Consider the following 11,916-nt stretch of genomic DNA (forward strand, 5'->3'; position numbering starts at 1 on the left):
TACGATGGTGTTACCTATGTAAACGTGTACCGCCGAAGTCTTTCGTCCAGCTACCACTTCAAGAACTTACGTTCTCTCCGCGAGCAGCTCGCAAGGACTCCGCCGTCCACGTTTCTCTTTCTTCATCTTCACTTGTCAAACAGCCCGAGRTCCGAAGACCTCACTCTCTATAAAAAGAGAGATCAGCAACCCTCTTCGACGACAAAGCCCAACCGACAACTGATCGGCTGGAKCTTCACWCATCGCGATGGAGAGCTACTGAAGCGCGTAAGCTTGCTTCGGCTCGGGGCCGGAGCAGCGCCCAACGGGCAGCGCCATGGCCGGTGATATGAAGCTCTCACGACGTTTTGTCAAGCGCCTGTTGCAAAGCAAAATTCGGGGTGTTGAAAAGGGCGTCGAAACGTCGGACTTCCCGCTGAATTTGCAGGGAAAACACCGCTCGTAACAACCTCGAGCCGCGCCGCACGCGGGCCCCGCATCTTGCATTCGCCCTGATTTTTTTTCGCGGGCCTGCAACCATCGGCGCAGATGCAGGACGCGGGATGGCTCAATCATCGCCTCGTCAGGGCTAACGCCATCTCGCGAGCGAACGAGCGCCGCACAAACGGCGCCCAAGCCAGACCGGCAGGCGTCTCAAAGGCGGCGCCTGTTTCCGAGGTCGCGTGTGCTCCCGAGGTCGCGCTTGCTCCCGAGGTCGCGCTTGCTCCCGAGGTCGCCGACATCCCTGTTGCCGTAAGCCGCGAGAAACACCCGCACGGCATCGACCGCGTGGCGACGCAGTTCCGCAGGACCGGGGATCGCGTCGTCACCAAGCAGCATCGCCCGGTTCAGCGGCGCCGCCATCACCAGCCAGTTAAAGTGCCCCGCAGCGACCGCCGGATCATCGAGCGCGAGCAGCCCCTGCTCCGCGAGCTGCGCAAACGCGGCCGCAAGCGCAGCCATCGCCCGCTTCGGTCCGCCCGCAAACAGCACACGTCCCAGCTCTGGAAAGCGGCCGACTTCACCGATCACCAGGCGCCGCAGTTGCATCAGCCGCGGCGTCAGCACCACCATCAACTGACGCTCCGCATAGCGTTCGAGATACGCAGCAAGGTCACTGCCATCAGCGACCATCGGCATGTCGTTGTGAACCGTATCACTCGCATCATTCGCCATCCGCGTGACGATTGCGATGAACAGCGCTTCCTTGCTGGCGAAATGCTTGTAGACGGTCTGCTTCGACACCGCCGACATCGCGGCGATGTCATCCATGTTGGCACCGAGATAGCCGTCATGGAGAAAGATGGTGGTGGCCGCGTCGAGAATGGCGAGCCGCTTGCGCGCCGAACGCCCCCCCGCCTCGGGCTCCCCGATCACCACGCCTGACGTCATGTTGTCCCCACCTCGATGGCCAATGCCGTTGTCACAATTGACTAGTACTGGACAGTCTAGTTTTATTCAACCGCGGATCCCGTTGTGAAGTGTTGTGAGGAAACAGACCGATGTCCGAGTTTTCGATGTTTGTCCAAAGACATATCGCCAGCTTATGGCGCCCCGGAGGCCCCCGCCAGCGCGGCCACGGCCACCACGCCAGGACGGCGGCGTTGATTCGCTGGACGTCCTACGGCAGCCGCGCGGAGACCCACTGATGCCCGCCCCCGCCCTCACCGCCTCGTGTGTCTGCGGACGCGTCGAAGTGACGGCCGCCGGCACCCCGATCGCAAGCGCCGCCTGCTACTGCCGCGACTGCCAGAAAGGAGCGCGCCAGATCGAAGCGCTGCCGAATGCGCAGCGTGTCGCCGATCCCGACGGAGGGACCGGCTATGCGCTCTATCGCCGTGACCGCGTGGCGTGCACACGTGGCGCCGAGTTGCTCAAGGGCTACAAGCTCGACGGGCGGACAACCCCGACCAACAGAGTGGTCGCGACCTGCTGTCACACCGCGATGTTCGTGAACTTCGATCGCGGGCCGCACTGGATCTCGGTATATCGCGCGCGGCTGGGAGAGCACGCCCCGCCATTGCAGATGCGGATCTGCACCCGCTTCAAACCCGACACGATCGTGCTGTCCGACGACGTGCCAAATCATCCCGGCTATCCCCCGGCGCTGGTGGTCAAGCTTCTCGCATCGCGCGTCGCCATGCTGTTCAGCCGCTCCTCGCCGACCATGCCCCCAGCCCCACGAACCTGACGACAGCGGCAGGCCGCCACGATCATCGGACCCGCTGTGCCGATCTCTTCCAGAGATCAGCAGCCCGCCACGCCGGAATGCGAGACCGCCGGAAGAATAAGGGACCTCCCATCCCCGCCGCGATGACGCAACGTCCGGATCATGCGAAGGAGCGCAGCATGAAGCCTGATCAGGACGACGACCTCGCCATCTTCGCAGCCGGCGGCGCACCGGCGTTGCCGCCGGCGAGCCATCAGGATCATGTCGCGCACGCCGGGGCGCGGATCTGGTATGCGGCCTTCGGCACCGGAGCGCCGGTCGTGCTGCTGCATGGCGGCCTCGGCCACAGCGGCAACTGGGGTCATCAAGTGCCTGCGCTGATCGACGCCGGTTACCGGGTCATCGTCATCGACAGCCGCGGACATGGCCGCAGCACCCGCGACGGGCGACCGTACGCCTACGAGCTGATGACATCGGATGTGATCGCCGTCATGGACAGCCTGCGGCTGGACAAGGCCGCATTCGTCGGCTGGAGCGATGGCGCCTGCATCGCACTGACGCTCGCCATGGCCGCCCCGGCACGGGTCGCCGGCGTATTGTTTTTTGGCTGCAACATGGATCCGAGCGGCGCCAAGCCCATCGAGGCCCTCGGCCCGGTCGTCAGCCGCTGCCTCGAACGGCATATCAAAGATTACGCGGCGCTGTCGGCGACGCCGGATCAGTTCAAGGCATTCAGCGAGGCTGTCAGCGCGATGATGGCGACCCAGCCCGATGCCACGGCCACCGATCTCGCCGGCATCGATGTGCCGGTCACGATCGTGCACAGCGAGCTCGACGAGTTCATCTTGCCCGAGCACGCCGCCTATCTTGCGCGCACGATCCCGAGGGCGGAGCTGATCGTGCTGCCGGGTGTCAGCCACTTCGCACCGCTGCAGCGGCCGCAACTGTTCAACCGCGTGATGCTGGATGTTGTCAGCCGGTTTGCCTGACCGCCATCGCCGGTGATTCATCGGCCGGGCGCAACATCTTACCGTGCCTCCGCCCGAGACCGCCTCAGTGCGCGGTCATCCAGACCCGGGCCTCGCGCTGAGCCAGCGCGATTTCGGCGTCCGACATCATCGTGGCGACCTCGCGCCGCATCGGCACCGCGTCCGTCCGTCCCTTGAGCGCGGCGAGGTTGAACCACTTGTGCGCGGCCACCAGGTCGATAGCGCCGGTCCGGCCGCTCGAGCAGACGATGCCGAGGTCGAACAGAACGTCAGGATCATTGCTGGCCTCGGCAGGAATCGCCGTAGCGACATCGATCTCGAACTGCAACATGACACTTCCCCATCTTTTGCCGGCGCGGTCCGCAACGACCGTCCGCCGAAAACACCGCCGCGGCTCCTGTCCAATTGTCCGGGTGCCGCCTTCCCTGACCGCCGGTTTGGCCCGGCGTGTTGCAGGGATGATGACCCATCAAATTTGAAGAGCAGTTTAAGTATCGCGATGAATCGAAGGTGAAAGCGGGCGTCGTGCGGCCGCGCATCACGACAAAAAGCTGTCCGATTACAAGGCCTTCCGCGATTCGGCAGGGTTCGGTTTACCGTCCGCCTTGCCGTCGCGGTAACCATCGCGCCAACCCGTCGTCCGCGCGCCGCGTGACGCACGCGAACACGCACCGGCTGCATGCAACCGGAGACCAGAGCGACGATGTGCGGGGATCAAAATAAAAAAGCCGGCCCTCGGACCGGCTGCGGAAGAACGAGGGCGTCGGTGAACACGTCAGGATCGAGATCTCACGCAGACGAAGCCGCTGGTGAAACTGCGGACCGAAGTCCGCAAACGACTTGTGATCGTTTCCACCAGACCGGCCTTCATCCGAGCGTACCCCGATGAAAGTGACGATCTGGTCGCCTGACCTGATGTCTCGCCGACACCCTCTTTCGTCATTCAGTGCGGTCTGTCCGATCTCCGCGGGTCGCGGATCAAGTCAGGGCGCTCTCAAGACGATGCCGGCATCAAGCTGCCGGCAATCCATAAGGCGAAGCCTTACTTCTTCTTCTTGGCGACCTTGCGGGTCTTCTTGGCAGTCTTCTTCGCCGCGGTCTTCGCGACCTTCTTCACTGCCTTCTTCGCCTTCTTCGCTTTCTTGGCCATGTTGCCCTCCGTCAGATGTGAGATGGCTTAATCGCTTCGTGCATTCGGGAATCGAAATGCACTTCTCTTGGATTACACCAACACATGGAAAAAAACAGTGTCCCGCTTAAGGAAGTGTTGACGCCTGCGCCGCGCGTTGCGACGCGCGCGTTAGCAAGAGACAACGCAGCAAACGCGCGACTTCCTCGTCGCGACGTGCAAGAAGTCCAGACAGCAGCGTGTCAACATCGAAGAAGTGCCTTAAATAAAGGCCTATCCTGAATTCGCTTCGTTGCGCATGTTTGTTCACCAACGATTGTGGCGAGTCGCGGCGACTCGCAAAAACGCCCGTCGCGGACTCTGAGTCGGAAAAGTTGGCAACAAAATTATTTTCAGTGATCGGGTCGAGAAGCGCCCGCGACACTGGTCAAACCCGCCGTCCCGATGCGAATCGCGTCCCCCCGATTCGCAACGCGACGATGCCCGCAGACGCTGTGAGGCGCGCGCGCCATCACATCATGAGCGCGCTGACGATCGTCTGTCGATGATCGCGACTGGTCGTGCCGCGTCACGCGGCACGGCATGCGGTCGCTCAGCAACCGCCACGCCCGCTCAGAGACCGAGCTTCGACTTCAGAAGATCGTTCACGGCCTGCGGATTGGCCTTGCCACCCGACGACTTCATCACCTGGCCGACGAACCAGCCGACCATCGCCGGCTTCGCCTGCGCCTGCGCCACCTTGTCCGGGTTGGCTGCAATGATGTCGTCGACCACCTTCTCGATCGCGCCGAGATCGGTGACCTGCTTCATGCCGCGCGCCTCGACCACCGCGCGCGGATCGCCGCCCTCGGTCCAGACGATCTCGAACAGGTCCTTGGCGATCTTGCCGGAGATGGTTCCTTCTCCGATCAGGTCGATGATCGCGGCGAGTTGTGCCGCCGACACCGGCGAGGCGGCAATATCCTTGCCTTCCTTGTTGAGGCGCCCGAACAGCTCGTTGATCACCCAGTTGGCGGCAAGCTTGCCGTCGCGCGCCTTGTCGGCGAGCGTCCCCAGCACGGCTTCATAGAAGTCGGCGCTCTCGCGCTCGCTCACCAGCACGCCGGCATCGTCCGGCTTGAGGCCGAAGTCGCTGATAAAGCGAGCCTTCTTCTCATCCGGCAGTTCCGGGAGATGCGCCTTGAGGTCGTCGACATAGGCCTGGGTGAACTCGAGCGGCAAGAGATCCGGATCCGGGAAGTAGCGATAGTCGTGCGCCTCTTCCTTGGAGCGCATCGAGCGCGTCTCGCCCTTGCCGGCGTCGAACAGCCGCGTCTCCTGCTCGATCACCCCGCCGTCCTCGATGATGCCGATCTGGCGGCGCGCCTCGTACTCGATCGCCTGGCCGATGAAGCGGATCGAGTTGACGTTCTTGATCTCGCAGCGGGTGCCGAACGGCTCGCCAGGACGGCGCACCGAGACGTTGACGTCGGCGCGCAGGTTGCCCTTCTCCATGTCGCCGTCGCAGGTTCCAAGATAGCGCAGGATGGTGCGCAGCTTGGTGACGTAGGCCTTGGCCTGCTCCGAGGAGCGGATGTCCGGCTTCGACACGATCTCCATCAGCGCGACCCCGGAGCGGTTGAGGTCGACGAACGTCATGGTCGGATGCTGGTCGTGCAGCAGCTTGCCGGCGTCCTGCTCGAGGTGCAGCCGCTCGATGCCGACCGTGAAGGTCTCGCCCTCCGGCACGTCGACGATCACCGTGCCCTCGCCGACGACCGGCGACTTGTACTGGCTGATCTGGTAGCCCTGCGGCAGGTCCGGATAGAAGTAGTTCTTGCGGTCGAACACCGAGCGCAGGTTGATCTGTGCCTTCAGCCCCAGCCCGGTGCGCACCGCCTGTGCCACGCACTCCTCGTTGATCACCGGCAGCATGCCCGGCATCGCGGCGTCGACCAGCGAGACATGGCTGTTGGGATCGCCGCCGAACGCGGTCGAGGAAGCGGAAAACAGCTTCGACCTCGAGGTGACCTGGGCATGGATCTCGAGCCCGATCACCACTTCCCAGTCGCCGGTGGCGCCCTTGATCAGCTTCGACGGTTTCACAGGTGCGTTCATGGCTTTATCCAAACTCCGGCGCGCCGGACGGTGTCCGCGCGGATGCTCCGTTTCGCTTCGCGCAACGGCGACAGCCAGTCAAGTCCGGCGGCCGTCGCCGGCGCGGTCATAGGCCTTGCCGGAACGACTGGAACGCCGTGCTCTTGCGCAGCGCATCGGCGCCCCCTTCGATCAGCATGTCGACCTGCTCGGCCGGCAGCGCGAGGCGGGTCGGGATCGCCTCCAGCAGCCCGGAGCGCGGTGCGCCCAGCCGGTCGAAGCCGATGCGGTCGACGAACGCGACGACATCGTTGCACTTCCAGCCCGCCGGCAGGCCAAGCCGCGCCCGATCGGCCGCCGACAGCCCGCAGCGCCAGCGGCGCACCTTGTTGGTCCAGTCGTTCACCAGCGCGCTGAATGCCGCGTAACTCGAACGCACGCTGGCGTCGATGGCGGTGTCGGCGGCGGCCTCCACGAGGTCTACCCCCGCCGGCCCTTCCAGGCGGTTGGCCCAGTCGCCGGACGCACCACGCCCGGCATCGACCACCAGAAACATCAGGCGCCGCACCCGCGCCGCCTGACGCTCGCCCAGCGGTTCGAACGGACGCTGCGCCCCCAGGATGCCGATGCTGAGACCCGACAGGCCGAAATTGTCCACGAGGCCACCATCCAGCAGCTTCACAAACTTCATCCCGCCGTCCTGGTAGCGCCCGAGCGCCGAGGCATAGGAACGCAGCAGCGGCTGGGTGGACGGATTGCTGCGCGCGCGCTCGATCCAGTCTGGCAGCCGTGCGCCGCACCCGCCGGGAAACGTTTCAAGCACGATCGGCGCGAACGCGACCGGCACTGCGGCGGATGCCGCGACCGCGTCGGCGATCTTGTAGGCGCCGATGTCGCTGCACAGCGCGTCGAACGCCGTCTTGTCGAAGATGAACGGCACACGGTTATAGATGTCGGACGCGTTGATCCAGATCGTCGGACGGTTGTCACGGAACGCCGAGAAGGTCGCGCCCTCGAACACGTTCTGGTCGAGCCAGCGCGGGAACTGGCTGTCGTTGACGCCGCCGCGGAGCGCCCGCCCGAGATTGCCGAGGCTGATCTCGGTGCGCAGCCCCTCCTCCGCGTTGCGAAGCAGAAAGCGCTCGCGGAAGTCGGCCAGCGCGCCGCGCCGCTTCAGGCCATAATACGCCGCCGTGACCGATCCGCCGGAGACACCGGAGACGAAGTCGATGCGATCGAGCAGTGTCGCCGTGCCGAAATGGATCCGATCGAGCTCGTTGAGCACGCCGAAGGAGAATGCCGCGGCGCGGGTGCCGCCGCCGGAAAACGACAGCGCCAGCAGCAGATCGCCCTCGGAGACCGGTTCGGTCGCGCCGACGACATTGGCGGGCTGAGCCGCAGTGAGCGGCTGGTTGGACGGCAGGTTGTAGACCGAGGCGCAGCCGGCCACCGCCAGCGCACTGACCATCATGACCGCCGCAAAACGCCACCAACGCAGCACTGTATCCACTCCCGAGCCGACGCCCCGCCCGTTCACGACGTCGCGCGATCCGTCTTGATGTCGCAACCCCACGACAGAGTGGGGCGAAAACCAGAACTCCCGGTTAATTCAGGCGCCAGTGTGGTCGCTACCACCACCGTGCCGGCGTGAAATGACCGGCCGCCTTCTCCACCACCGCGCCGAGCGAGATCAGCGTCTCCTCGTCGAACGGCCGGCCGATCAGTTGCAGTCCGAGCGGCAAGCCCTGGCCATCCTTGCCGGCGGGAACCGCGATGCCCGGCAGGCCGGCCATGTTCACGGTCACCGTGAAGATGTCGTTGAGGTACATTTCCACCGGATCGGCGCCGCCGCGCTCGCCGATGCCGAACGCCGCCGAGGGCGTCGCCGGCGTCAGGATGGCGTGGACGCCCTTGGCGAAGCAGTCCTCAAAATCCTTCTTGATCAGGGTACGCACCTTCTGGGCACGCAGGTAGTAGGCGTCGTAGTACCCTGCCGACAGCACATAGGTGCCGATCATGACACGGCGGCGCACCTCGGCGCCGAAGCCTTCGGCACGGGTGTTCTCGTACATGTCGATGATGTTGCGCCCGGGTACGCGCAGGCCGTAGCGCACGCCGTCATAGCGGGCGAGGTTCGACGACGCCTCGGCCGGCGCGACAATATAATACGCGGGCAGCGCGTACCTGGTGTGCGGCAGCGACACCTCGACGAGCTCCGCACCCGCGGCCTTCAGCCACTCGGCACCGGCTCCCCACAGCTTCTCGATCTCCGCCGGCATGCCGTCGATGCGGTACTCCCTGGGAATGCCGATCTTCATGCCCTTCACCGAGCGGCCGACCGCCGCCTCGTAGTCCGGCACCGGCAGATCCGCCGAGGTGGTGTCCCGGGGATCATGGCCGGCCATGGAGCGCATCAGAATGGCGGTGTCGCGCACCGTGCGTGCGAACGGCCCGGCCTGGTCGAGCGACGAGGCGAAGGCGACGACGCCCCAGCGCGAGCAGCGGCCGTAAGTCGGCTTGAGGCCGACGATGCCGGTGAAGGCGGCGGGCTGGCGGATCGAGCCGCCGGTGTCGGTGCCGGTGGCGCCGAGGCAGAGATTGGCGGCGACGGCCGACGCCGAACCGCCCGACGAGCCACCGGGCACGAGCTTGGCATCAGAGCCATCGCGCCGCCACGGATTGACCACCGGGCCGAACGCCGAGGTCTCGTTGGACGAGCCCATCGCAAACTCGTCGTTGTTGAGCTTGCCGAGCATCACCGCGCCGTCGCGCCATAGCTGCGAGGTGACGGTGGACTCGTAAGGCGGCACGAAGTTGCCGAGGATCTTCGAGCAGGCCGTGGTGCGCACGCCCCGCGTCGCGAACAGGTCCTTGACGCCGAGCGGGATGCCTTCCAGCGGGCCCGCCTCGCCCTTGGCGATCCTGATGTCGGCGGCGCGCGCCATCATGCGCGCCTCCTCCGGCGTCTCCAGCACATAGGCGTTGAGCGCCCGTGCCTGCTCCATCGCCACAAGATGCGCGTCGGTCAGTTCGAGGGCGGTGAAGGATTTGGCTTTCAGACCGTCGCGGGCATCGGCGAGCGTCAGCGAAGTGAGGTCAGTCATTCATCAACCGGGGCACAGGAGAAAGGAGAACGAGGTGCGGAGACCGAAGGAGTGTGGGTCGAGAGCGTGGTGTCGGGGACCGGCTTCGACGAGGTGAGAACCGCGAGCGCCGCGTCCATCGCCTTGTCCTGATCGGCGTCCTTGCCCTGGCGCTCCATCGCGTCGAGGTAGGCCATATAGGCCTGGTAGGCCTTTTCGTCGTCGCACAGCAGGCACATTGCGGTTCTCCCGGGCTCGTCGCCGGTTACTCGACCACCTTGGGCACCTGAAAGAAGTGATCCTCGGTCATCGGCGCGTTGGCGACCACGATGTCGGCGATCTCGCCGTCAGTGACAACGTCGTCGCGCTCCTTCATGCGCATCGGCGTCACCGAGGTCATCGGCTCGACGCCGGTCACGTCGACTTCGGAGAGCTGCTCGACGAACGCCAGCATGGCGTTGAGCTCGCCCTGCAGGTGGGCGACCTCGTCGTCCTTGACCGCGATGCGCGCGAGATGGGCGATCTTGCGCACGGTGGCCGCATCGACTGACATCAACGTGATCCTCAAGGTCCGGAGCGCCCCACCACCCGATCGGACAGAAGGTCGCATCCACAGCGAAAGCCGGCGGCCAGCAGCCGCGTTCAGCCGCCGTATAGAGCATTTTGGCGGCCTGCGCCAACTCCATCGCCGCAAGCCAGAACCGCTTCCTGTCGACAAGATACTGATCCGCAGCTCTTTTTGCACGCGCGCCGGCGGAACCCTGTGCAAGCGGCCGACGCCGTCGGGGTGGCCGTGATCAGTCGCCGGGCTGCCCCCACCAGCGGTGCAGCGCCACCAGTGCCCAGATCGCCTCGACCACGCCGAACGGCCAGGCCCCCTGCAGGAAGCCGTAAACCGATCCCAGCGCGCATGCGGCGGCGAAGCCGAGGATGAACCAGGGGCTGCGCTGCTCCAGCGCATAGCACACCAGCATCGCCGTCACGGCGAACAGTCCGAACCAGGTCAGGGCATCCACGGCGTCATTCCCGCTTTGCGTCGATTACGGCATGCGTGTTAAGCGATAGCGATGCCCGCGCCAATCCTTCCTCTCGCCGATGCTGCGCCGCTGTGGCCCGAGCGCGGCGCCCTGATCGGCCTCGATCTCGGCACCAAGACCATCGGCGTCGCCGTCTGCGACCCTGACCGCAAGGTTGCGACCGGCGTCGAAACCGTGCGCCGCACCGCCTTCACCGCCGACGCCAACAGCCTGCTGGCGCTCGCCGCCGAGCGCGGCGTCGTCGGCTTCGTCCTCGGCCTGCCGATCAACATGGACGGCAGCGAGGGCCCGCGCGCGCAGTCGACCCGCGCCTTCGCCCGCAACTTCGCCCGGCTGACGAACCTTGCGATCGGACTGTGGGACGAGCGGCTGTCGACAGCCGCGGTGGAACGCGAGCTGATCGCCGCCGACGCCAGCCGCGCCAAGCGCGCCAAGGTGATCGACGAGCACGCGGCGATCTTCATCTTGCAGGGCGCGCTCGACCGCCTCGCCACCCTGCGCCGCGCCGGCGGAGCGGCCTGACGGATATGCTGGTCGTCCTGAACGCCCTGCTGCCGGTGTTCATGCTGATCGCGCTCGGGCTGATCCTGCGCCGCGTGCTGCTGCCCGACGACATTCACTGGGTGGGCCTGGAGCGGATCGTCTACTACGTCCTGTTCCCGGCGCTGCTGATCGTGACGCTGGGCCGCGCCGACCTCGCCTCGGTGCCGGCGGCCGACGTCGGCTTCGCGCTGCTGCTCGCCGCACTGATCACCTCGGCGTTGTGCTTCGTCATCCGGCCGCTGCTGGCACGGCTTGGCGTCAGCGGCCCGGCCTTCACGTCCGTGTTCCAGGGCGCCACGCGTTTCCAGACCTATGTGGCGCTGTCGGTGGTCGGCAACCTCTATGGCACGACAGGCCTGACGCTCGCCTCGGTCGCCACGGTGGCGATGGTGCCGATCCTCAATGTGCTGAGCGTTGCCGTGATGACGCGCTATGCGGCGTCCAAGCCGCTGACACACTGGCAGGTCGTGGGCCTGATCCTGCGCAACCCGCTGATCTGGGCCTGCCTGATCGGCATCGCGATCAGCCTGCTGCACATCCCGCTCGGCGGGCCGGTCTTCCAGTTCGGCACCGCGCTGGGCAACGCCTCGCTCGCGGTCGGCCTGCTGGTCACCGGGGCTGGGCTACGGCTCGACGGCCTGCTACGGATCGGGCCCGCGGCGATCGCGGCCGTGCTGCTCAAGCTCGTGGTCATGCCGCTGATCGCCGCCGCCCTCGCGTTCTCATTCCATCTCGACGGCGCCAACCTCGCGGTCGTGGTGTGCTGCGCCGCCGTGCCGACATCATCGAGCGCCTACGTGCTGGCGCGGCAGATGGGGGGCGACGCCCCGCTGCTGGCGCAGGTCATCACCCTGCAGACCGCCCTGGCCGCCATCACCATGCCGCTCGCGCTGGCGCTGGTGCGTTAGGA

At 65.7% G+C, this 11,916-nt stretch carries 12 protein-coding genes; 4 read left to right on the plus strand and 8 right to left on the minus strand.

The window, feature by feature from the left end:
- Positions 1-633: 633 nt before the first annotated feature.
- Positions 634-1,371 (minus strand): TetR/AcrR family transcriptional regulator, encoded by a 738-nt coding sequence (locus AB4Z37_RS30370; protein WP_441520447.1) that lies wholly within the window; start codon positions 1,369-1,371, stop codon positions 634-636.
- 256 nt (positions 1,372-1,627) lie between these two features.
- Here AB4Z37_RS30370 and AB4Z37_RS30375 point away from each other — a divergent pair, with 256 nt between their 5' ends.
- Both AB4Z37_RS30375 and AB4Z37_RS30380 read left to right on the plus strand, forming a co-directional pair.
- Entirely contained in the window at positions 1,628-2,170 is a 543-nt protein-coding gene (locus AB4Z37_RS30375; protein ID WP_441520448.1) for a GFA family protein, read from the plus strand.
- A 158-nt stretch (positions 2,171-2,328) separates the two neighbouring features.
- Positions 2,329-3,138, plus strand: coding sequence for an alpha/beta fold hydrolase (locus AB4Z37_RS30380; protein ID WP_441520449.1), 810 nt, complete (start codon positions 2,329-2,331; stop codon positions 3,136-3,138).
- Positions 3,139-3,202: 64 nt separating this feature from the next.
- Here the strand turns inward: AB4Z37_RS30380 and AB4Z37_RS30385 are convergent, their stop codons facing one another.
- The 7 genes from AB4Z37_RS30385 to AB4Z37_RS30415 form a co-directional block, all read right to left on the minus strand.
- On the minus strand, positions 3,203-3,469 hold the full coding sequence (locus AB4Z37_RS30385; RefSeq protein WP_441520450.1) for a hypothetical protein: 267 nt from the start codon (positions 3,467-3,469) through the stop codon (positions 3,203-3,205).
- 1,410 nt (positions 3,470-4,879) lie between these two features.
- A complete protein-coding gene (gene gatB, locus AB4Z37_RS30390) occupies positions 4,880-6,364 on the minus strand; it encodes an Asp-tRNA(Asn)/Glu-tRNA(Gln) amidotransferase subunit GatB (protein WP_441520451.1) in 1,485 nt (494 codons plus the stop codon).
- 106 nt (positions 6,365-6,470) lie between these two features.
- Complete coding sequence (locus AB4Z37_RS30395; protein ID WP_441520484.1) at positions 6,471-7,814, minus strand: patatin-like phospholipase family protein; 1,344 nt, start codon at positions 7,812-7,814, stop codon at positions 6,471-6,473.
- A 157-nt stretch (positions 7,815-7,971) separates the two neighbouring features.
- Positions 7,972-9,447, minus strand: coding sequence for an Asp-tRNA(Asn)/Glu-tRNA(Gln) amidotransferase subunit GatA (gatA, locus tag AB4Z37_RS30400; protein WP_441520452.1), 1,476 nt, complete (start codon positions 9,445-9,447; stop codon positions 7,972-7,974).
- Complete coding sequence (locus AB4Z37_RS30405) at positions 9,444-9,665, minus strand: hypothetical protein (protein WP_441520453.1); 222 nt, start codon at positions 9,663-9,665, stop codon at positions 9,444-9,446. Before AB4Z37_RS30405 ends, gatA begins: the two co-directional genes overlap by 4 nt.
- Before the next feature lie 26 nt (positions 9,666-9,691).
- Positions 9,692-9,979 (minus strand): Asp-tRNA(Asn)/Glu-tRNA(Gln) amidotransferase subunit GatC, encoded by a 288-nt coding sequence (gene gatC, locus AB4Z37_RS30410; RefSeq protein WP_441520454.1) that lies wholly within the window; start codon positions 9,977-9,979, stop codon positions 9,692-9,694.
- A 244-nt stretch (positions 9,980-10,223) separates the two neighbouring features.
- The gene (locus AB4Z37_RS30415) at positions 10,224-10,442 is read right to left on the minus strand and encodes a hypothetical protein (protein ID WP_441520455.1); all 219 of its coding nucleotides are present in this window, start codon (positions 10,440-10,442) and stop codon (positions 10,224-10,226) included.
- A 51-nt stretch (positions 10,443-10,493) separates the two neighbouring features.
- Between AB4Z37_RS30415 and ruvX the strand changes: the two genes are divergently transcribed.
- Positions 10,494-10,985, plus strand: a complete 492-nt coding sequence (gene ruvX / locus AB4Z37_RS30420) for a Holliday junction resolvase RuvX (protein ID WP_441520456.1) — start codon at positions 10,494-10,496, stop codon at positions 10,983-10,985.
- 5 nt (positions 10,986-10,990) lie between these two features.
- A complete protein-coding gene (locus AB4Z37_RS30425; protein WP_441520457.1) occupies positions 10,991-11,914 on the plus strand; it encodes an AEC family transporter in 924 nt (307 codons plus the stop codon).
- The last annotated feature ends 2 nt before the right edge of the window (positions 11,915-11,916 follow it).

Source organism: Bradyrhizobium sp. 2TAF24 (genome assembly GCF_052115025.1).
Taxonomy (GTDB): Bacteria; Pseudomonadota; Alphaproteobacteria; order Rhizobiales; family Xanthobacteraceae; genus Bradyrhizobium_A.

Bases quoted from the DNA above. Each gene is read 5' to 3' on its own strand.
- AB4Z37_RS30385 (WP_441520450.1), bottom strand. From the start codon at position 3,469: ATGTTGCAGTTCGAGATCGATGTCGCTACGGCGATTCCTGCCGAGGCC.
- gatB (WP_441520451.1), bottom strand. From the start codon at position 6,364: ATGAACGCACCTGTGAAACCGTCGAAGCTGATCAAGGGCGCCACCGGC.
- gatA (WP_441520452.1), bottom strand. From the start codon at position 9,447: ATGACTGACCTCACTTCGCTGACGCTCGCCGATGCCCGCGACGGTCTG.
- gatC (WP_441520454.1), bottom strand. From the start codon at position 9,979: ATGTCAGTCGATGCGGCCACCGTGCGCAAGATCGCCCATCTCGCGCGC.
- AB4Z37_RS30375 (WP_441520448.1), top strand. From the start codon at position 1,628: ATGCCCGCCCCCGCCCTCACCGCCTCGTGTGTCTGCGGACGCGTCGAA.
- ruvX (WP_441520456.1), top strand. From the start codon at position 10,494: ATGCCCGCGCCAATCCTTCCTCTCGCCGATGCTGCGCCGCTGTGGCCC.
- AB4Z37_RS30370 (WP_441520447.1), bottom strand. From the start codon at position 1,371: ATGACGTCAGGCGTGGTGATCGGGGAGCCCGAGGCGGGGGGGCGTTCG.
- AB4Z37_RS30405 (WP_441520453.1), bottom strand. From the start codon at position 9,665: ATGTGCCTGCTGTGCGACGACGAAAAGGCCTACCAGGCCTATATGGCC.
- AB4Z37_RS30380 (WP_441520449.1), top strand. From the start codon at position 2,329: ATGAAGCCTGATCAGGACGACGACCTCGCCATCTTCGCAGCCGGCGGC.
- AB4Z37_RS30395 (WP_441520484.1), bottom strand. From the start codon at position 7,814: ATGATGGTCAGTGCGCTGGCGGTGGCCGGCTGCGCCTCGGTCTACAAC.
- AB4Z37_RS30425 (WP_441520457.1), top strand. From the start codon at position 10,991: ATGCTGGTCGTCCTGAACGCCCTGCTGCCGGTGTTCATGCTGATCGCG.